At 72.0% G+C, this 18,458-nt stretch carries 15 protein-coding genes; 8 read left to right on the plus strand and 7 right to left on the minus strand.

Annotation, left to right across the window (positions count from 1 at the left end):
• From ABZ098_RS01875 to rsmH, 4 genes are all read right to left on the minus strand, one after another.
• On the minus strand, positions 1-1,530 hold the full coding sequence (locus tag ABZ098_RS01875) for a UDP-N-acetylmuramoyl-L-alanyl-D-glutamate--2,6-diaminopimelate ligase (protein WP_356587587.1): 1,530 nt from the start codon (positions 1,528-1,530) through the stop codon (positions 1-3).
• A 221-nt stretch (positions 1,531-1,751) separates the two neighbouring features.
• On the minus strand, positions 1,752-3,728 hold the full coding sequence (locus tag ABZ098_RS01880) for a penicillin-binding transpeptidase domain-containing protein (RefSeq protein ID WP_356586228.1): 1,977 nt from the start codon (positions 3,726-3,728) through the stop codon (positions 1,752-1,754).
• 5 nt (positions 3,729-3,733) lie between these two features.
• Positions 3,734-4,318: a hypothetical protein gene (locus tag ABZ098_RS01885; RefSeq protein WP_356586230.1), complete on the minus strand. Its 585-nt coding sequence runs from the start codon at positions 4,316-4,318 to the stop codon at positions 3,734-3,736.
• Between the two features lie 51 nt (positions 4,319-4,369).
• Positions 4,370-5,326, minus strand: coding sequence for a 16S rRNA (cytosine(1402)-N(4))-methyltransferase RsmH (rsmH, locus tag ABZ098_RS01890; RefSeq protein ID WP_356586232.1), 957 nt, complete (start codon positions 5,324-5,326; stop codon positions 4,370-4,372).
• Positions 5,327-5,744: 418 nt separating this feature from the next.
• Between rsmH and ABZ098_RS01895 the strand changes: the two genes are divergently transcribed.
• The 4 genes from ABZ098_RS01895 (at position 5,745) to ABZ098_RS01910 (ending at position 11,333) form a co-directional block, all read left to right on the plus strand.
• Positions 5,745-6,287 carry a carbonic anhydrase gene (locus ABZ098_RS01895; RefSeq protein ID WP_356586234.1) on the plus strand — a complete coding sequence of 181 codons (543 nt, stop codon included), beginning with the start codon at positions 5,745-5,747 and terminating at the stop codon, positions 6,285-6,287.
• 236 nt (positions 6,288-6,523) lie between these two features.
• On the plus strand, positions 6,524-7,558 hold the full coding sequence (locus tag ABZ098_RS01900) for a MoxR family ATPase (RefSeq protein ID WP_356586236.1): 1,035 nt from the start codon (positions 6,524-6,526) through the stop codon (positions 7,556-7,558).
• Positions 7,558-8,925: a DUF58 domain-containing protein gene (locus tag ABZ098_RS01905; RefSeq protein WP_356586238.1), complete on the plus strand. Its 1,368-nt coding sequence runs from the start codon at positions 7,558-7,560 to the stop codon at positions 8,923-8,925. The genes ABZ098_RS01900 and ABZ098_RS01905 overlap by 1 nt, the downstream gene beginning before the upstream one ends.
• Entirely contained in the window at positions 8,925-11,333 is a 2,409-nt protein-coding gene (locus ABZ098_RS01910) for a DUF3488 and transglutaminase-like domain-containing protein (RefSeq protein WP_356586240.1), read from the plus strand. The genes ABZ098_RS01905 and ABZ098_RS01910 overlap by 1 nt, the downstream gene beginning before the upstream one ends.
• 184 nt (positions 11,334-11,517) lie before the next feature.
• Here ABZ098_RS01910 and ABZ098_RS01915 read toward each other — a convergent pair whose 3' ends face one another.
• The 3 genes from ABZ098_RS01915 to ABZ098_RS01925 all read right to left on the minus strand — a co-directional run bounded on the left by ABZ098_RS01915 (position 11,518) and on the right by ABZ098_RS01925 (position 13,734).
• Entirely contained in the window at positions 11,518-11,913 is a 396-nt protein-coding gene (locus ABZ098_RS01915) for a DUF3040 domain-containing protein (protein ID WP_053846972.1), read from the minus strand.
• Positions 11,914-12,190: 277 nt separating this feature from the next.
• A complete protein-coding gene (locus ABZ098_RS01920; RefSeq protein ID WP_356586242.1) occupies positions 12,191-12,961 on the minus strand; it encodes a methyltransferase in 771 nt (256 codons plus the stop codon).
• A 197-nt stretch (positions 12,962-13,158) separates the two neighbouring features.
• Positions 13,159-13,734: an SAV_6107 family HEPN domain-containing protein gene (locus ABZ098_RS01925; RefSeq protein WP_356586244.1), complete on the minus strand. Its 576-nt coding sequence runs from the start codon at positions 13,732-13,734 to the stop codon at positions 13,159-13,161.
• A 180-nt stretch (positions 13,735-13,914) separates the two neighbouring features.
• Here ABZ098_RS01925 and ABZ098_RS01930 point away from each other — a divergent pair, with 180 nt between their 5' ends.
• The 4 genes from ABZ098_RS01930 to ABZ098_RS01945 all read left to right on the plus strand — a co-directional run bounded on the left by ABZ098_RS01930 (position 13,915) and on the right by ABZ098_RS01945 (position 18,405).
• Positions 13,915-14,670: an ATP-binding cassette domain-containing protein gene (locus ABZ098_RS01930; RefSeq protein WP_356586246.1), complete on the plus strand. Its 756-nt coding sequence runs from the start codon at positions 13,915-13,917 to the stop codon at positions 14,668-14,670.
• Positions 14,642-16,726: a YhgE/Pip domain-containing protein gene (locus ABZ098_RS01935; protein ID WP_356586248.1), complete on the plus strand. Its 2,085-nt coding sequence runs from the start codon at positions 14,642-14,644 to the stop codon at positions 16,724-16,726. The genes ABZ098_RS01930 and ABZ098_RS01935 overlap by 29 nt, the downstream gene beginning before the upstream one ends.
• A gap of 47 nt (positions 16,727-16,773) precedes the next feature.
• Entirely contained in the window at positions 16,774-17,406 is a 633-nt protein-coding gene (locus ABZ098_RS01940) for a TetR/AcrR family transcriptional regulator (RefSeq protein WP_053848170.1), read from the plus strand.
• A gap of 384 nt (positions 17,407-17,790) precedes the next feature.
• Positions 17,791-18,405 carry a DUF4126 domain-containing protein gene (locus tag ABZ098_RS01945; RefSeq protein ID WP_356586250.1) on the plus strand — a complete coding sequence of 205 codons (615 nt, stop codon included), beginning with the start codon at positions 17,791-17,793 and terminating at the stop codon, positions 18,403-18,405.
• Positions 18,406-18,458: the final 53 nt, after the last annotated feature.

Below are 18,458 nucleotides of genomic sequence, written 5' to 3' on the forward strand. Positions count from 1 at the left end.
TCATCCCTGGGTCTTCTGGATGGCTTCTCGAAGCACCTGGCGGTCGTCGAAGGGACGGACCACCCCGGCGATGTCCTGGCCCTGCTCGTGGCCCTTGCCGGCGACGAGCACGGTGTCACCGGGCTGCGCGCGGGCGACGGCCGCGGCGATCGCGGCGGCCCGGTCCTCGAAGACCTGGACCTCGCCGCGTTCGTGTGCCGGTACGGACGCCGCGCCCTGGAGCATGGTCGCGAGGATGGCGAGCGGGTCCTCGGAGCGGGGGTTGTCGGAGGTCAGTACGGCGGTGTCGGCCAGGCGGGCCGCGGCCGCGCCCATCGGCCCGCGCTTGGTCTTGTCACGGTCGCCGCCGCAGCCGAGCACGATGTGTACCTTGCCCTCGGTCACCTTGCGGAGCGCCTTGAGCACCGACTCGACCGCGTCGGTCTTGTGGGCGTAGTCCACGACCGCGAGGTAGGGCTGCCCCACGTCCACGCGCTCCAGGCGGCCCGGCACCCCCGGTACGGCGGCGACGCCGTCGGCGGCGGTCTGCGGGTCGAGGCCGGCCGCGGCCAGGGCGACGATCGCGGCGAGGGTGTTCGCCACGTTGAAGGGGCCCGCGAGCGGAGACCTGGCGGCGATCCGCTCGCCCTTGGGACCGATCACGGTGAACGTCGAGTCCATGGGGCCGACTTCGACGTCCTCGGCACGCCAGTCGGCGTCGGGGTGGCCCTCGGCGGAGAAGGTGACGACCGGGACCGTGGCCTCCTTGACGAGCCTGCGGCCGTACTCGTCGTCGAGGTTGACGACGCCGAGACGGCTGCGTTTCGGCGTGAAGAGCTGCGCCTTCGCCTGGAAGTAGTCCTCCATGTCGGAGTGGAACTCCATGTGTTCCGGACTCAGGTTGGTGAAGACGCCGATGTCGAAGACACAGCCGTCGACCCGGCCGAGGACCAGCGCGTGGCTGGAGACCTCCATGGCGACCGCCTCGACCCCGCGCTCGCGCATGACCGCGAACAGGGCCTGGAGATCGGTGGCCTCGGGCGTGGTGCGCTCGGACTTGATGCGCTCGTCGCCGATGCGCATCTCGACGGTGCCGATCAGGCCGGTGGACCTGACCCCCTTGAGACCGCCCTCGACGAGGTAGGCGGTGGTGGTCTTGCCGGAGGTGCCGGTGATCCCGATCTGGAGCAGGTCCTCGCCGGGGTGGCCGTAGATCGTGGTGGCCAGTTCGCCCATGCGCGCGCGTGGGTCCTCGACGACCAGCACCGGGAGCCCGGTAGCGGCGGCGCGCTCGGCGCCCGTCGGGTCGGTCAGCACCGCCGCCGCGCCGAGGCCGACGGCCTGGGTGACGAAGTCGGCGCCGTGCAGACGGGCTCCGGGGAGGGCGGCGTACAGGTCGCCGGGGCGGACGGCACGCGAGTCATGGGTGATGCCCGTGATCTCGACCGTGTCCTTCGAGGTCTGCGGCGCGGCGGCACCCAGTTGATCGGCGAGCTCCGCGAGGGGTGTGGCGGAGACCCGGACCGGCCGGGGCGGTCCCGGATAGGTCACGGGTGCGCCCTTCTGGGTGGTTTGGGACTGATCAGCGTGTGGCACGGCGGTGAGCGTACCGGGCGCACCCGCCTCGGAGCGAAGTGAGGGGCGGGGGCCGCCCTGGTTCCCGGAATCGGAGGTGATCGTCGTCACGAGGTGGTTCCTGGTGGCCTTTCCGAGGTGCTGATGAGGTGCTGGTGGGGTGCCGACGCGGTCGGCCGGTGCGGACGCCGTGCTGGTCAGGGCCTGTAGGTCACGGGCAGCTTCGCGGCCTTGGCTCCCGTGGGCGGGACCTGGAGGGTCTTCAGCGCGAACTCCATGACCTGCTTGTAGACGGGTCCGCAGATCTGGCCGCCGAAGTAGCTGCCGCTGGTGGCGTTCTGGATGGCGCAGTAGACGGTGATCCGGGGCTTGTCGGCGGGCGCGAATCCGGCGAACGACGAGGTGTAGCCCTTGTACTTGCCGGTGGCCGGATCCACACGGTTGGCCGTGCCCGTCTTGCCCGCGACCCGGTAGCCGGGGATGCGGGCCTTGGTGCCGGTGCCCTCCTCGTCGTCCACCACCGACTCCAGCATCTGGGCCAGCGTCTTGGCCGTCTTGGCGCTGACGACCCGTGTCTCCTTGGGCTTCGCGGCGGGTGTGAAGCGTCCGTCGGGCCCCTTGGTGCCGCGGACGAGGGTGGGTTCGACACGGACGCCGCCGTTGGCGATCGTCGAGTAGACGGACGCGGCCTGCATGGCGTTGAGGGACACGCCTTGGCCGAAAGGAATCGTGTACTGCTGCGAGGTCGACCAGTCCGCGGGCTTGGCCAGGATGCCCGGGGTCTCGCCCGGGAAGTCGAGCCCGGAGTAGCGGCCGAGGCCGAACTTGCGCAGGTAGGAGTAGAGGACCTGGTTGGCCTGCGCCTGGGTCTTACCGAGCTGGCCGGTCGCCAGGATGGTGCCGATGTTGCTGGACTTGGCGAGCACGCCGTTGAGCGTGAGGTACCAGGTCTCGTGGTCGATGTCGTCCTTGAAGAGCCGGTCGCCGCGGTGCAGCCGGTTGGGCACGATCACATGCGTGAGCGGGGTGGCGACGCCCTGTTCCAGCACGGCGGCCATCGACATGACCTTGGCGGTGGAACCGGGCTCGTAGGCGTCCTGGAGGGCCGCGTTGCCCATGTTCACCGAGCGCGCCTTCGACAGGTCGTTCGGGTCGAAGCCGGGCGAGTTCGCCATGGCCAGCACCTGGCCGGTCCGCGTGTCCTGCACTATCACGTACCCGCGGTCCGCCTTGGACTTCTTCACCTGGTCGGTGATGGCCTGCTGGGCGGCCCACTGGATGTCCCGGTCGATGGTGAGCTCGACGTCGCTGCCGGGCACCGCGGGGGTCTCGGTGGAGCCCACGGTGGGCACCTGACGGCCACCGGCCTGGGCGTAGCGGATCTTGCCGTCCTTGCCGGCGAGCAGGGAGTTGAGCTGCTGCTCGACACCGCCGCCGCCCTTGCCGTCGGCGTTGACCCACCCCAGTATCCCGGCGGCGAGATCGCCGTTCGGGTACACGCGCTTGGTCGTCGGCACGGACAGGACCCCGGCGAGGACGTTGGCCGTGCCCGGGTCGGTCTCGCTCTTGGTGGCGAGCGCGGACTTCAGGTCCTTGATCTGCTTCCAGACCTGGGGGGTCTGCCGGTTGGCGAGCAGGACGTAGCGGAGCTTCTTGTCCTTGGGCCGCAGTTTCTTGACGATCGTCTCCTGCTCCTGCTCCAGGATCGGGGCGAGCAGGGCGGCGGCCTGCTCGGGGCCGTCATCGATCTTGAGCTGCTTGCGGGTGAACAGCGTGGGGTCGGCCGTGATGTCGTACGCGTCCTCGCTGGTCGCGAGGGCCACGCCGTCGCGGTCGGTGATCCCGCCGCGCTCGGCGGCGAGCGTGTAGCCGACGTACCGGTTCTGCTCGGCCTTGGCGGCGTACGTGCTCGCGTCGACGGCCTGCACCTGGAGCAGTCGTACGACGAAGGCGGCCAGCACCAGCGTCAGGGCGAGGCCGACCAGGCGCAGCCGGGGGCGGGGGCTGCCCAGGCGGATCGTCTTGGGGGCCGCCGGGCGGGGCGCCGACGGGCGGCGGGCCGGGCGGGCGCCGGGGCCCGGTCGCGGGCGGCCGACGGGGCGGGCGGAGCGCTCGGGGCGCGCGGGTCCCGGCACGCGGCGGCGCGGTGGTTGCCTGCCGAAGTCGTCGGACACTGCCGTCACCTGCCGGGGGTCGGGGTCGTGGGGAGCGGGACGTCCGAGGGGACGGCCTCCGGAGCCTGTCCGCCGGCCTCGGGAGTCTGTACGACGTCCTGGGCGGCCTGTACGACGGTCTCCGTCGGGGTGGGGGTGACCGTCGGCGTCGGGGCGGCCGCGCTGTCGAACGCCTCGGGCGCGAGGACGAGCGGCAGCCGGTAGGACAGCGGTTCGGCGTCGCCGGCGGGGGACGGGACGCCCTTGACGGTGCCGTCGGGGTCGAGGAAGGCCGGGTCGCCGCCGGGCACCATGCCGAGTTCCCGGGCGCGGCGCACCAGGGCGTCGGGCGCGGAGTAGGCGTCGATGTCCCGTTGCAGGGCCTGCTGCTCGTCAGTGAGGCTCTTGGTGTCCTTCTGGAGGTCGGTGAGCTTGAACGACCCTTCGCTCAGCGCGGAGTTCAGCACGAGCAAGCCGATGAGACCGCCGCCGAGGAGGAGGACCACGAGGAGCACGAAGGGGGTGCGGGCCGCCTGTCCGGGGCTCGCCGTGCCGGGCAGGAGACGCGCCAGACGAGCCGCCCTCCCCCTCAGTTCGGGTTTCCTACTCACACGCCCTCCAGTGAGTCCGGTTTCCCAACCCAGTCACGCGCCTCACGCACTTCACTCGATGGACTCCCTGATTCGCTCGGCGCCCCTGCAACGCGCCGGTGCGGCCCGCCGGTTCTCGGCGATCTCTTCCTCGGTGGGAAGTTCGGCACCGCGCGTGAGCAGCTTGAGCCGGGGCTGGTAGCGCTCGGGCACGACGGGCAGCCCGGGCGGGGCGGTGGTGGCGGCGCCGGCCGCGAAGACCTGCTTGACCAGCCGGTCCTCCAGCGAGTGGTACGACAGCACCACCATCCGGCCGCCCACCGCGAGCGCCTCCACGGCGGCCGGGATCGCCCGCTCCAGGACGGAGAGTTCGCCGTTGACCTCGATGCGCAGGGCCTGGAAGGTGCGCTTGGCCGGGTTGCCGCCGGTGCGCTTGGCGGCCTGCGGCAGGGAGTCCCGGATCAGCTCGACGAGCCGCGCGCTGTTGGTGAACGGCTCCTTGTCGCGCTCGCGCACGATCGCGGACACGATCCGCTTGGCCTGCTTCTCCTCGCCGTACGCCCTGAGGATCCGGACGAGTTCGCCCGGCGGGTAGGTGTTGAGGACCTCGGCCGCGCTCATGCCGGTCGTCTGGTCCATGCGCATGTCGAGCGGGGCGTCCTGGGCGTAGGCGAAGCCGCGGTCGGCCTCGTCGAGCTGCATGGAGGAGACACCGAGGTCGAAGAGGACGCCCTGCACGCGCGCGATGCCGAGCCGGTCGAGGACGTCCGGGAGTTCGTCGTAGACGGCGTGGACGAGGGTGGCGCGCTCGCCGAAGGGCGCGAGCCGCTCGCCGGACAGGCGCAGGGCCTCCTTGTCGCGGTCGAGGGCGACGAGCCGGGCCTCGGGGAAGCGCTGGAGCAGGGCCTCGCTGTGGCCGCCGAGCCCGAGCGTGCAGTCGACGACCACCGACCCGGGCCGTTCGAGCGCGGGGGCCAACAGGTCCAGGCACCGCTGGAGCATCACCGGGACGTGTCGACTCTGGCTCAAGGGGCCCTCTCAGGTCCGGCGCGGGCCGTACGCACCGCCGGGTCCCCGCCCGCTCATGAACGGGAGGCCTGCCGGCGCCGGAAGCGTCAGCCGACCGGGAGCGGGAGGAGGCCGAGCCGTACGTACGCGCCGCGCACGTGGGGAGACCGTCCGGGCGCTAGCCCCGGGCCTCCGGGAAAGTGTCAGCAGGGAGGCCTCGCCTCCCGCTTCGCGTCACTTTAGTCCACGGTGTCTCGCGGTCAATCAACCGGCCTGCGCGTCGCGCACCGGCGCGAAACCGACGCTCGATATGGACGGAAAACACCCGTTCGGGTGCGCCCGGTCCTCTTGTGGGGTACCTCACACACAAGACGTGATGACGCTCTTTTTCCCTTCTCACGGCAGGACCGCGACGGCGGTGACCAGTAACGTCATGGTTATGACGACTTCCGCATCCGTACCCACCGAAGGCGCCATATCCCGCGACGGCGCCGTGACCGACCGCCTGGTCGACGCCAACCAGCGGTACGCCGCCGCGTTCACCGACCCCGGGATGGACGCCCGCCCGGTCCTGCACGTCGCCGTCGTGGCGTGCATGGACGCCCGACTCGACCTGCACGCCGCGCTCGGTCTGGAGCTCGGCGACTGCCACACCATCCGCAACGCGGGCGGTGTGGTCACCGACGACGTGATCCGCTCGCTCACCATCAGCCAGCGCAAGCTCGGCACCCGCAGCATCGTGCTCATCCACCACACGGGCTGCGGTCTGGAGGCGATCACCGAGGACTTCCGCACCGAACTGGAGATGGAGGTCGGCCAGCGTCCCGCGTGGGCCGTGGAGGCCTTCCGTGACGTCGACCAGGACGTGCGCCAGTCCATGCAGCGGGTGCGCACCTCGCCGTTCCTGCTGCACACCGACGACGTACGCGGGTTCGTGTTCGACGTGAAGACGGGCCTGCTGCGCGAGATCGACCCCGCGTAACGGCCCGCAGGAGCTGTCGTTTCGCTGTTGATTTCAACCCTCGGGGTACCGAAAACACCGCAAGCCCGACATAGTGCAGCCAGTTGTCCACAGTCGAGTGACACGAATCGGTAACGGCAGCAAGAATGCGGGGGTGGCGTCACGCGGAACTTTTCCCGCGTGGTGCCCGTGATTCGGGGTGGGCCGGTTACGCATCACAGCGTCGGCCCGGAAAGTTTCGGGCCGAGGAGGGCCGGGTGACCACCTATGACGATCGAGCGAGCCTCACTGATCTGACCGCCGTCGTGGAGCGGGTACGCAGTTCGGTGGAGGGCGTGATCGAGGGGAAGCCCGAGGTCGTACGGCTTTCGCTGACCGTGCTGCTCGCCGAGGGACATCTTCTGATCGAGGATGTCCCCGGCGTCGGCAAGACCATGCTGGCCAAGGCGCTGGCGCGGTCCATCGACTGCTCGGTGCGCCGCATCCAGTTCACCCCCGACCTGCTGCCCTCGGACATCACGGGCGTGTCCATCTGGGACCAGCAGCGCCGGGACTTCGAGTTCAAACCGGGCGCGATCTTCGCCCAGATCGTGATCGGCGACGAGATCAACCGTGCCTCGCCGAAGACCCAGTCCGCGCTCCTTGAGTCGATGGAGGAGCGCCAGGTCACCATCGACGGGCAGACCTACGAGCTGCCCAGCCCCTTCATGGTGGTCGCCACGCAGAACCCGGTCGAGATGGAGGGCACCTACCCGCTGCCGGAGGCCCAGCGCGACCGTTTCATGGCCCGCGTCTCGGTCGGCTACCCCAGCGTCGAGGCCGAGCTGCAGATGCTCGACATCCACGGCGGGGTGAGCCCCCTGGAGGACCTCCAGCCGGTGGCGCACGCGCACGACATCGTGAAGCTCATCGAGGCCGTCCGCGGCGTCCACGTCGCCGAAACGGTCCGGCGGTACGCCGTCGACCTGGTCGCCGCCACGCGCACCCACCCCGATCTCAGACTCGGCGCCTCCCCGCGCGCGACGCTGCACCTGCTGCGCGCCGCCAAGGCCTCCGCCGCCCTCAGCGGCCGCGAGTTCGCGCTCCCGGACGACGTGCAGGCGCTCGCCGTGGCCGTCCTCGCCCACCGACTGCTGCCCACCGCCCAGGCCCAGCTCAACCGGCGCACCGCGGAGCAGGTCGTGCAGGAGATCCTCCAGCGCACCCCGGTACCCGCAGCGCCCCAGCAGGGCGGAATCGGGATCGGCCGCACCGCGCCCGCGTACCCGCAGCAGCCGCCGCGGAGCCTGTGATGTCCGCCGGCGTGCCCTCGGCCGGCGGCCCCGAGGCCGACCGGGGCGACAAGGGCGGCGTCCGCACGGCACTGGCCGGCCTGACCACCCGGGGCCGCTCCTTCTTCGCCGCCGGCATCGCCGCGGCCGTCTGCGCCTACGTCCTCGGCCAGGCCGACCTGCTGCGGGTCGGCCTGCTGCTGGCCGTGCTGCCCCTGGTCTGCGCCACCGTGCTGTACCGCACCCGCTACCGGGTCGCGGGCAGCCGCAGGCTCTCCCCCGCGCGCGTGCCCGCCGGCAGCGAGGCCCGGGTCCATCTGCGGATGGACAACGTCTCGCGCCTGCCCACCGGCCTGCTGATGCTCCAGGACCGGGTCCCCTACGTCCTCGGCCCGCGCCCCCGCTTCGTGCTCGACCGCGTGGAGCCGGGCGGCCGCCGCGAGGTCTCCTACCGCGTCCGCTCCGACCTGCGCGGCCGCTACCCGCTGGGCCCGCTCCAGTTGCGCCTGACGGACCCGTTCGGCATGTGCGAGCTGACCCGCTCCTTCTCGACGTACGACACCCTGACCGTGATCCCGCGCGTGGAGGCGCTGCCGCCGGTGCGGCTGAGCGGCGAGGCCAAGGGGTACGGCGAGGGACGGCAGCGCTCGCTCGCCCTGGCCGGCGAGGACGACGTGATCCCGCGCGGCTACCGCTACGGCGACGACCTGCGGCGGGTGCACTGGCGCTCGACCGCACGCTACGGCGAGCTGATGGTCCGCCGTGAGGAGCAGCCCCAGCGCGCCCGCTGCACCGTGCTCCTGGACACCCGGGGCCTCGCCTACGCGGGCGCGGGCCCCGACTCGGCCTTCGAGTGGGCCGTCTCGGGCGCCGCCTCCGTCCTGGTCCACATGCTCGAACGGGGCTTCTCCGTACGGCTGTTGACGGACACCGGCAACTCCGTGCCCGGCGAGGGCGCCGACGGCTTCGCGGGCGCGAGCCAGGGCACGGCGGACGCGGCCGGGCTGATGATGGACACGCTCGCGGTGATCGACCACTCCGACGACACCGGCCTGTCGCGCGCGTACGACGTACTGCGCCGCGGGAACGAAGGACTGCTGGTGGCCTTCTTCGGCGACCTCGACGAGGAGCAGGCCACGGTGGTCGCCAAGATGCGGCAGCGCAGCGGGGGCGCGCTCGCCTTCGTGCTCGACAGCGAGAGCTGGGTGCGGGAACCGACCGACGTGCCCGGTCCGTCGCAGGAGCGCGAGGAGCGGCTGCGGATGCTGCGCGAGGCGGGCTGGACGGCACTGGGCGTGCCGCGGGGCGCCTCGCTGGAGGCGCTGTGGCGTCTCGCGGACCGCGAGCGCACGGGCGTCGGCGCGGCCGGCGCCGGGGAGGCGTCGTGATGAGCGGGCGGGGACGAGTGGCACTGTGCGCGTGGGCGGCCACGCTGATGGCCGCGTGCGCCCTGCTGCCGCTGGTCGAGCCGGTCACCTGGATCGTGCAGGTCGCCTTCCTGCTCGGGGTGCAGACGATCGTGGGGGCGGCGACCAGGCGGATCCCGCTGGCGCGTCCGCTGACGGTGGCGGTCCAGGCGCTCGTCACCCTGGTGATGCTGACCCTGATCTTCGCCCGTGACCAGGCCTTCCTGGGGCTGATCCCGGGCCCCGGCGCCATCCTGCACTTCGGGGAGCTTCTCCAGCAGGGCGGCGACGACATCGCGCGGTACGCGATCCCGGCCCCGCTGGCGTCCGCCGGCATCAAGCTGATGGTCTTCGGCGGTGTCCTGATCGTCGGGCTCGTGGTGGACACCCTCGCGGTGACCTTCCGCAGCGCGGCACCGGCGGGTCTGCCGCTGCTCGCGCTGTACTCCGTCGCCGCGGGCCTGTCGGAGGGCCACGGCGACTGGTTCTGGTTCCTGGTCGCGGCGATCGGCTATCTGATGCTGCTCCTGGCCGAGGGGCGCGACCGGCTCTCGCAGTGGGGCCGTGTCTTCGGCGGGGCGCCACGCTCCCCGGGCGCCGACTCCGGTCCGGTGGCGCCGGTGCGCACCGGCCGGCGGATCGGTGTGGCGAGCCTCGGCATCGCCCTCGTGGTGTCGGCCACCCTGCCCTCGATGAACGGCGGCCTCCTGAACGCCACCGGGGCGGGCGTGGGCGCCGGCAACGGCAGCGGGGGCACGATCTCCGCGGTGAACCCGCTTCTCTCGCTGCGCGACAGCCTGAACGTGGACGAGGACCGCCAGGTCCTGTTCGTGCGGACCCAGAGCAACGACACCTCCGACCTGTACCTGCGGATCGTCTCCCTGGACGACTTCGACGGCCGGACCTGGAAGCCGTCCAAGCGGTCGATCGGCGCCGTACCGAAGGACTTCCCCACCCCGATCGGCCTCGGTCCCGACGTGAAACGCACAGAGGTCGAGACGACCATCTCGGCGGCGAACTCGTACGAGCAGAGCTATCTGCCCATGCCCTACCCGCCCAGTGGCGTCCAGGTCCGCGGCAACTGGCGTTACGAACCCGAGGGCATGGCGCTCGTCGGCGACCACGGCCAGGACACGCGCGGGCTGACCTACGAGGTGAAGAGCCTGGACGTGGAGCCGACGGCCGAGCAGCTCGCCGCGGCACCGGCCGCGCCGCCGGTCATCGAGCGCGAGTACACCGACCTGCCCGACTCGCTGCCGGCGGTGGTGGCCAAGACCGCCCGAGAGGTCACCGCGGGGGCCAAGAACCCCTACGAGCAGGCGGTCGACCTCCAGGACTACTTCGCGGTGACCGGGGGCTTCGAGTACGACACGCAGGTGGAGGTCGGCGACGGGCCCAACGCGATCGCCAACTTCCTGCGGGACAAGCAGGGCTTCTGCGTCCACTTCTCCTTCGCCATGGCGGCGATGGCCCGCTCCCTGGGCATTCCGGCCCGGGTGGCGGTGGGCTTCGCACCGGGCACTCCGCAGGCGGACGGCTCGGTGTCGGTGGGGCTCAAGGACGCCCACGCCTGGCCCGAGCTGTACTTCGAGGGGGTGGGATGGACCCGCTTCGAGCCCACCCCGACCCGGGGCACGGTGCCCTCGTACACCATCCCGGAGACCGGCGGCAGCGTGGACCCGGGCGTGGCGCGGCCCTCCGCGGGGTCGTCCACGGCGCCGTCGGCCTCGCCGTCGGCGAGCGAGAGCTGCTCGGCCCAGTTGCGGAAGCTGGAGGCGTGCGACAGCGCCTCCCCGGCCGCCGCGGCGGCCCAGGACGGCGGCGGCCCCTGGTGGGCCGTACAGGGCCCCTGGTGGTACCTGAAGCTGTTGTTCTGGGTGTTCGTCGGCCTTGCGGTGCTCGCGATCCCCTTGGCGCCGATGCTGTGGCGGCTGCGAACCCGTTCGGTGCGTCTGGGCGGGCACGGCCGCGGTGACGCGGACGTCGCCGCGCACACCCTGGCGGCCTGGCAGGAGCTGACCGACACGGCGTGGGACTTCGGGATCCCGCCGGACGACTCGCAGACACCGCGCAAGGCGGCAGCGCGGATCGTACGGCTCGGGCATCTCAATCCGACGGCCGCGGCCTCGGTGCACCGGGTGGCGGACGCCGTGGAGCAGGTGCTGTACGCCCCGCGGCCCCGGCTGCCGGGCGGTCTCGCGCAGGACGTCCACCGGGTGATCGGCGGACTGCGCGGTTCGGTGGGCCGGGCCACGCAGGCGCGTGCGCTGATCGCCCCGCGTTCCACCGCCAGGGTGGCGTGGGCGGTCTCGGAATGGTGGGCGGGGGTCAGGACACGTGTGACGGCGGCACGGCCGACCCTGCGCAAACCGTCCGGTCAGCAAGGCTGAGAAATGCCGCCGCGCAGGCGGCGGCAGACCGTGGCCCGGGCCTCTCGAAGGCCCGGGCCACGTGCCGCGAGGGGTGGGAGCGCCCTGCGGAGACGGGCGACAACGCCTTGAGGACATGCGTGAGGGGGTGAGCACCCGATCGGGTGCTCACCCCCTCACGTCTGCCTGGTGAGACCTGCGGCTGCTACTGGCCGCCCTGCTCGTCGCGGCGCTTCTGCCAGCGCTGCTCGATCCGGTCCATCATCGAGCGCTTCTGACGTCCCTGGCGACGGGCGTGCGGGGCGCCGGCGGCAGGTTGCTCGCCCGGTTTGGGAGCCTTGCGCCAGCCGGTCACGGCGAGCACAGCGCACCCGAGCATCACGAGGAAGCCCACCACACTGAGCCACACCTGCTTGGCGACCATACCCGCCATGAGGAGCGCGATACCCACGAGGAAGCCGGCGACCGCCTGGTAGACCCGCCGCCGGGTGTACGTACGCAGCCCGCTTCCCTCGAGCGCCGACGCGAACTTGGGATCTTCGGCGTACAGCGCTCGCTCCATCTGCTCGAGCATGCGCTGCTCGTGCTCCGAGAGCGGCACGGAGTCCTCCTCATCGTGCAGTCGCCGGGGCGACTCGGGGGGTCCCTTCAGGATAGGCAGGGAATCGCCCCCGTGAAACCCGCCCCTCTGCGCCAATTGGCCAACCGGATTCCGCCATGAACGCTCCGGCTGCTGAATCTTGTCATTCCCCAGCGGCCGTCCCGTCATGCCGGGCGGTCTCCCTCGATCATACGGCGCTGAGCGCGCGATCGGGGGGCCTGTGGCGTACTCCATGCGCCATCAAGTACCTGATCAGCACTGCGGCACAGGGGGCGACTCAGGCCCCGGCGGCCTCCCGGGTCTCACCGAGCACATGGAGCTGCGTGGCCACGGAGTGGAAGGCGGGGAGTTCGGCCGCCGCCTCCTCCAGCTTCAGCAGGGCCTCCAGGGCACCGGGCTCGGTGTCCACGAGCACGCCGGGGACGAGGTCGGCGAAGACCCGCACGCCGTGCACGGCGCCCACGGTGAGGCCCGCGCCCTCGACGAGCGCGGTGAGCTGGTCGGCGGTGAAGCGGCGCGGCACGGGGTCGCCGTCGCCCCAGCGGCCGTCCGGGTCGTCGAGTGCCTGCCGGGCCTCCTTGAAGTGGCCGGCGAGGGCCCGCGCGAGCACGGCTCCGCCGAGGCCGGCGGCGAGCAGGCTGAGGACGCCCTCGGGGCGCAGGGCGGCCACCACGTTGCGCACGCCTTCGGCGGGGTCGTCCACGTACTCCAGGACGCCGTGGCACAGCACGACGTCGTAGGCGCCGCGCTCGGCCACGTCGAAGAGGCCGTGCGCGTCTCCTTGAACGCCCCGCACCCGGTCGGCGACGTCGGCCTCGGCGGCGCGGCGCTCCAGGGCGAACAGCGCGTTGGGGCTGGGATCGACGACCGTGACCTGGTGGCCGAGGCGGGCCACGGGCACCGCGAAGTTGCCGCTGCCGCCTCCGGTGTCGAGGACGTCCAGCGCCTGGCGTCCCGTGGCCTTGACCCGGCGGTCGAGGGCGTCCTGGAGGACCTCCCAGACCACGGCGGTACGGAGGGAGGCGCGGGGTCGCAGCGGGTCCGACACGACAGTTGACTCCTCGGCGCGAATGGAAGGCTTCAGGCGTCCTCCACCCTATTGCCTCCGGTGCCCCACCTGGTCACTCCGGCGGCACGCCCGCCGCACATCTCGAACGCCGGACCCGGTGGCCCTTCCGGTACGGCGCCCCCGGCCTCGTACAGCTGCCCCGGCGACCCCCGGCGCGCGGTGCACCGCTCATCCAGTCACCCGGCGTCCGGAAAGTCGCGGCCGCGGTCGGTGCCGTCGTCGCCGCCCTCCGGCTGGTCCGCGTCCTGGCGTGGCTGTGGCAGGACCGGCTGGAGCACCAGCATCCGCTCGACCAGGCGCAGGAACATCGCCACGTCGCGTATGAGGTCGTCCGCGTCCCGGCGGCTGGCCGCGCCCTGGATGCCCGCCTCGGCCCGAGCGCGGCGCCGGGCCCCGGAGGCGAACAGCGCGCTCCACTCGGTGAGCTCCGGCGCTATCTCGGGGAGCACTTCCCAGGCGCTGCGGATCTTGGCGCGGCGTCGGGGCGTGGGCTCCGGGCGTCCCCGGGCGGCGAGCACGGCGGCCGCGGTGCGCAGGGCGGCGAGATGGGCCGTCGCATAGCGCTCGTTCGGCGTCTCCAGCGCCGAGGCCTCGTCGAGGCCGGCGCGGGCCTGGGCGAGCAGGTCGAGGGCGGCGGGCGGGGCCGTCGCCCGGCGCAGCACGGGGTGGACGTCGCTCGCCGGGCCGGTCAGTGAGGGGGCAGGGCCGGTGGCGCGGCGCCGACGGGCGGCGGCTGCGTGGTAGCTGGCCATGACGAACCTCCTGTCGTCTGGTTGACGGCGTCTCCCGCTACGGAGTGCCGTATGTGCCCATCGTGAGGTATGCCACTGACAATCCGTTCTGACCTGGGCTTTTGCTTCGATCGAAGGTTCGGGTTAGTTTTTGCACTGACCAGTCAGTTCAAAAAGTTCTCGATTCAAGAAGATCAGGGGGTGGCCGTGGACGGAGTCGCAGTCACGGCCGAGCGTTTCGGTCTGAAGGGACCTCGCGGCTGGGCGTTCCGCGGGATCGACCTCACCGCGGAGCCCGGCGCGTTGATCGCCGTGGAGGGGCCCTCGGGGTCCGGTCGGACGAGCCTGCTGCTCGCGCTCACCGGGCGGATGAAGGCCACCGAGGGGACGGCGACCGTAGGCGGGGCACGGCTGCCGAAGCAGCTCGCGACGGTGCGCCGGTTCAGCGCGCCGGCCAACGTCGACGGCGTCACCGACCTCGACCCGGCCCTGACCGTCGGGGAGCACCTGCGCGAACGGGCGCTGCTGCAGCGCCGGTTCGGCGACTCGGTGCGCGCCCTGCTGCGGCCGCGCGAGGAGCGCAGGGCCGAGGCGGAGCTGCGGATCGACACCGCGCTGGCGGCCGCCGGGCTCGACCGGGAGGCACTGCCCAAGGGCGCGCGAACCGCCGTACGCGATCTGGAACGTCTGGAAGCACTGCGGCTGTCGATCGCCCTGGCGCTGATCGGCCGTCCACGGCTGCTGGCCGTCGACGACCTGGACCTGAAGCTGTCGGACGCCGAACGCTCCGAGGCCTGGGCGCTGCTCAGGTCCCTGGCCGCGGCCGGGACGACGGTCATGGCGGTGTGCAGCGCGGCCCCCGAGGACGCGGTGAAGGTGTCCACGCGGCCGGAAGCCGACAAGGACGAGACCAGTGAGGAGACGACGGATGCGTTCGCCGAGACTGGCCGCGCTTGAGCTGCGCCGCTTCGGCAGGGGGAAGCTGCCGCGCGCCGCCCTGGTGGCCCTGCTGGTGCTGCCGCTGCTGTACGGCGCCCTGTACCTGTGGTCCTTCTGGGACCCCTACGGCCGCCTTGACCGCATCCCGGTCGCCCTCGTGAACGACGACAAGGGCGCCACCGCCGACGGGAAGAAGCTCACCGCGGGCGACGACCTCACCAAGGGGCTGCGCGAGAGCGACACCTTCGAGTGGCACGAGGTCGGCGCCGCCGAGGCGCGCGAGGGCGTCGAGAACGGCACCTATTACCTGTCGCTCACCATGCCGACCGACTTCAGCCGACGGATCGCCTCCAGCGCGGGTGACTCCCCCGAGACCGGCGCGCTCCAGGTCCGTACGAACGACTCCAACAACTACATCGTGGGGCAGATCTCGCGGACGGTCTTCGCCGAGGTGCGCCAAGCCGCGTCCACCAAGGCGTCGCGGTCCTTCCTGGACCGGATCTTCATCTCCTTCTCCGACATCCACGGCGCCACGGTGAAGGCCGCGAACGGGGCCGACGACCTGGAGGGCGGCATCGGCAAGGCGGAGAAGGGGTCCCAGGACCTCGCCACGGGCCTCCAGGAGGCCCAGGCGGGCAGCGGCAGGCTCTCCGACGGGCTGGCGAAGCTCGACACGGGCTCGGGTGACCTCGCGGACGGCGCCCAGCAGGTCGCCGCCGGCACCCGGAGCCTCGCCGACAAGGTCAACGGGGTCGCGGACAAGCTGGGCCCCTTCCTCGACGAGAACGAGAAGAGCATCGGCGACACCGCCCGGCTCGTCGCCGACTCGACCGTGACCGTGCGCCACAACCTCGACACCCTGGTGAGGACCGCCCCGGCGGCCGCCGAGGGAGCGCACAGGGCCGCCGACACCCTGAACGCCGTCTACAAAGCGCGCTGCACGGATCCTGTGCTGCCGGACGCGGCCTGCGCCGACCTGAAGAAGGCCCGGCAGGCGGCCACCGACGTGGCGAGGGTCGCCGACGACGTCAACGTCCTGATCGCCGACCAGAACGGCGACCTGAAGAAGCTCGACGGCCAACTCGCCACCCTCCAGCAGCAGGCCCGGACCCTCGCCGACCGGGCGCCCCGCCTGTCCGAGGACCTCGACGACGCCGTAGCGAAGATCAACAAGCTGAACCAGGGCGCCTCCCAGGTCGCCGCCGGCGCCAGGACGCTCCACTCCGGCCTCGGCACCGCCAGGACCGGCGCCCAGGACCTGGACGAGGGGGTCGGCAGGCTCAAGTCCGGGGCGGACACCCTGAGCGGCGGCATGTACAAGCTCGCCGACGGCTCCGGGAAGCTCTCCGACGGGCTGCACGACGGTGCCTCGCGGATCCCGGACTACGACAAGAAGGACCGCGACCGGCGCACCGACGTGATGTCCGACCCGGTCCAACTGGTCTCCAAGGACCTGCACAAGGCCCCGAACTACGGCACCGGGTTCGCCCCGTACTTCATCCCGCTGTCGCTGTGGGTGGGCGCAATGGTGGCGTACATGCTCATCACGCCGATGAATCGGCGCGCGCTCGCCGCCGGTGCCGGGGCCTGGCGGATAGCGCTGGCGGGATGGCTGCCCGTGGTGGCGATCGGGGTGCTCCAGGTGGTGTCCCTGATGTCGGTGCTGCACTGGGCGATCGGCCTCCAGATGGCTCGGGCGGCCGGGACCGTGGGCTTCCTGTTCCTGGTGACGGCCTGCTTCGCGGCGATCGTCCAATGGCTGAACGCACGCTTCGGCGCGGCGGGCCGGATCCTCGTCCTCGCCCTCCTGATGCTCCAGCTCACGTCCGCGGGCGGCACCTACCCCGTCCAGACCAGCCCGGGCTTCTTCAACGCGATCCACCCCTTCCTGCCGATGAGCTACGTCGTCGAGGCCCTCAGGAGGCTCATCACGGGCGGCGGTCTCACTCCGGTGTGGCACGCGTGCTTGGTGCTCCTCGCCTTCACCGCGGGGGCCCTCGCACTGACCGCCGTAGCGGCCCGCCGCCGGCAGGTGTGGACGCTGGACCGGCTGCACCCGGAGCTGACCCTGTGAGCCCTTCCACGACCTCAGGGCCGGTCTCGCCTGTGAGAATCAGGAGCATGGAAAGCAGCAGCGCCACGGCGGGCGTCAGCACACGCCGCGAGGCCACCCGGCAGAAGCTCTACGAGGCGGCCGTCACGCTCATCGCCGAGCAGGGCTTCTCCGCCACCACGGTCGACGAGATCGCCGAGCGCGCCGGAGTCGCGAAGGGCACGGTCTACTACAACTTCGCGAGCAAGTCCGTCCTCTTCGAGGAGCTGCTGCGGCACGGCGTGGGCCTGCTCACCGCCTCTCTGCGGGAGGCGGCGGAAGCGACGGCACGCGCGGGGGGCGGCAAGGTGGACGCCCTGGACGCGATGATCCGCGCGGGTCTTGTGTTCATCGACCGCTACCCGGCCTTCACCCAGCTCTACGTGGCCGAGCTGTGGCGCACCAACAGGGCCTGGCAGTCCACGCTCATGGTGGTCCGTCAGCAGGCCGTGGCGGTCGTGGAGGACGTGCTGCGCGAGGGCGTGGAGAACGGCGAGTTCAGCGACGAGATCGACGTCCCGCTGACCGCCGCCGCCCTGGTCGGCATGGTCCTGGTGGCCGCCCTTGACTGGCAGTCCTTCCAGCCCGAGCGCTCCCTGGACGACGTGCACGCGGCGCTGTCACGGCTGTTGCAGGGGCGGGTGAGCGGGCGCAGGGGATGACACGCTGACGCACGAAAGCGCCGGTCCGCTGTGGCCGCGTCCCCCGCGGGCCACCTCGAACCGGCGCCTTCTCCCCCGTACCCCCCGTACCCCCCGTGTCCCCCCGTTGGGCCCCCGTCCGGTCGTTCCCCCGCTTTCCGGGTTCCCCCGTGCCTCGCTCCCGCCGACCTCGGCCGGCGGAAGGAGCGGATCCGGGGCGGCTCCGTTCCGGCGCCCCGTGTCGCCGGTGCCGGAGCCGTGCCCCTTCGCCGTGCCTCCACTCTCTCGTCCACGCAGGTCGGGGCCCATCCGCGCGCGTACTCATCTCAGACCCTAGGTACGCGTACTCAGTCCTGCGCGCTCATCCCCAGGACGGCTTGTGGCCGACTGGTTACGATCGCGTCCGTGTCCGTACTCCCCTTGGTGTTCACCAGCGGCTGGGCCAGCGGCGTCAACGCGTACGCGGTGGTGCTGCTGCTCGGCGTGTTCGGCGCGACCGGGCTGAGCGACGACGTCCCCGAGACCCTCCAGCGCCCCGAGGTCCTCGTCCTGGCCGGCGTGCTGTTCCTGTGTGAGGCGGTGGCCGACAAGATCCCCTACCTCGACTCGGCGTGGGACTCCGTGCACACCGTGGTCCGGCCGGTCGCCGGCGCCTGGGTCGGGGCGTTGCTCGCGGGGCAGAGCGGCTCGCTCAACGACGTGGTCGCGGGCCTGGTGGGCGGTTCGACGGCGCTGGCCAGCCACACGGTCAAGGCGGGGACCCGCATGGCGGTGAACACCTCCCCGGAGCCCTTCAGCAACATCGTCCTGAGCCTGGCGGAGGATCTGGGCGTCGGCGGCATCGTCACCTTCGCGATGTTCCACCCGGAGGCGGCGGCGATCATCGCGGGCGCGCTGCTGCTCGCCGGTCTCCTGGCGCTGTTCTTCCTGATCTCCCGGATTCGGAGATTCCGCCGACGCAGGGCCCAACGCCGGGAGGAGAAACGCCTCGCGGCCCGAACGGGACGACCACCCGGCTGACTGCCTTCGGCGCGCCGAGGAGCCGGTACGCCGCAACACACAGGTGGCGTCCG

The organism is Streptomyces sp. NPDC006335, from assembly GCF_040612795.1.
GTDB lineage: Bacteria > Actinomycetota > Actinomycetes > Streptomycetales > Streptomycetaceae > Streptomyces.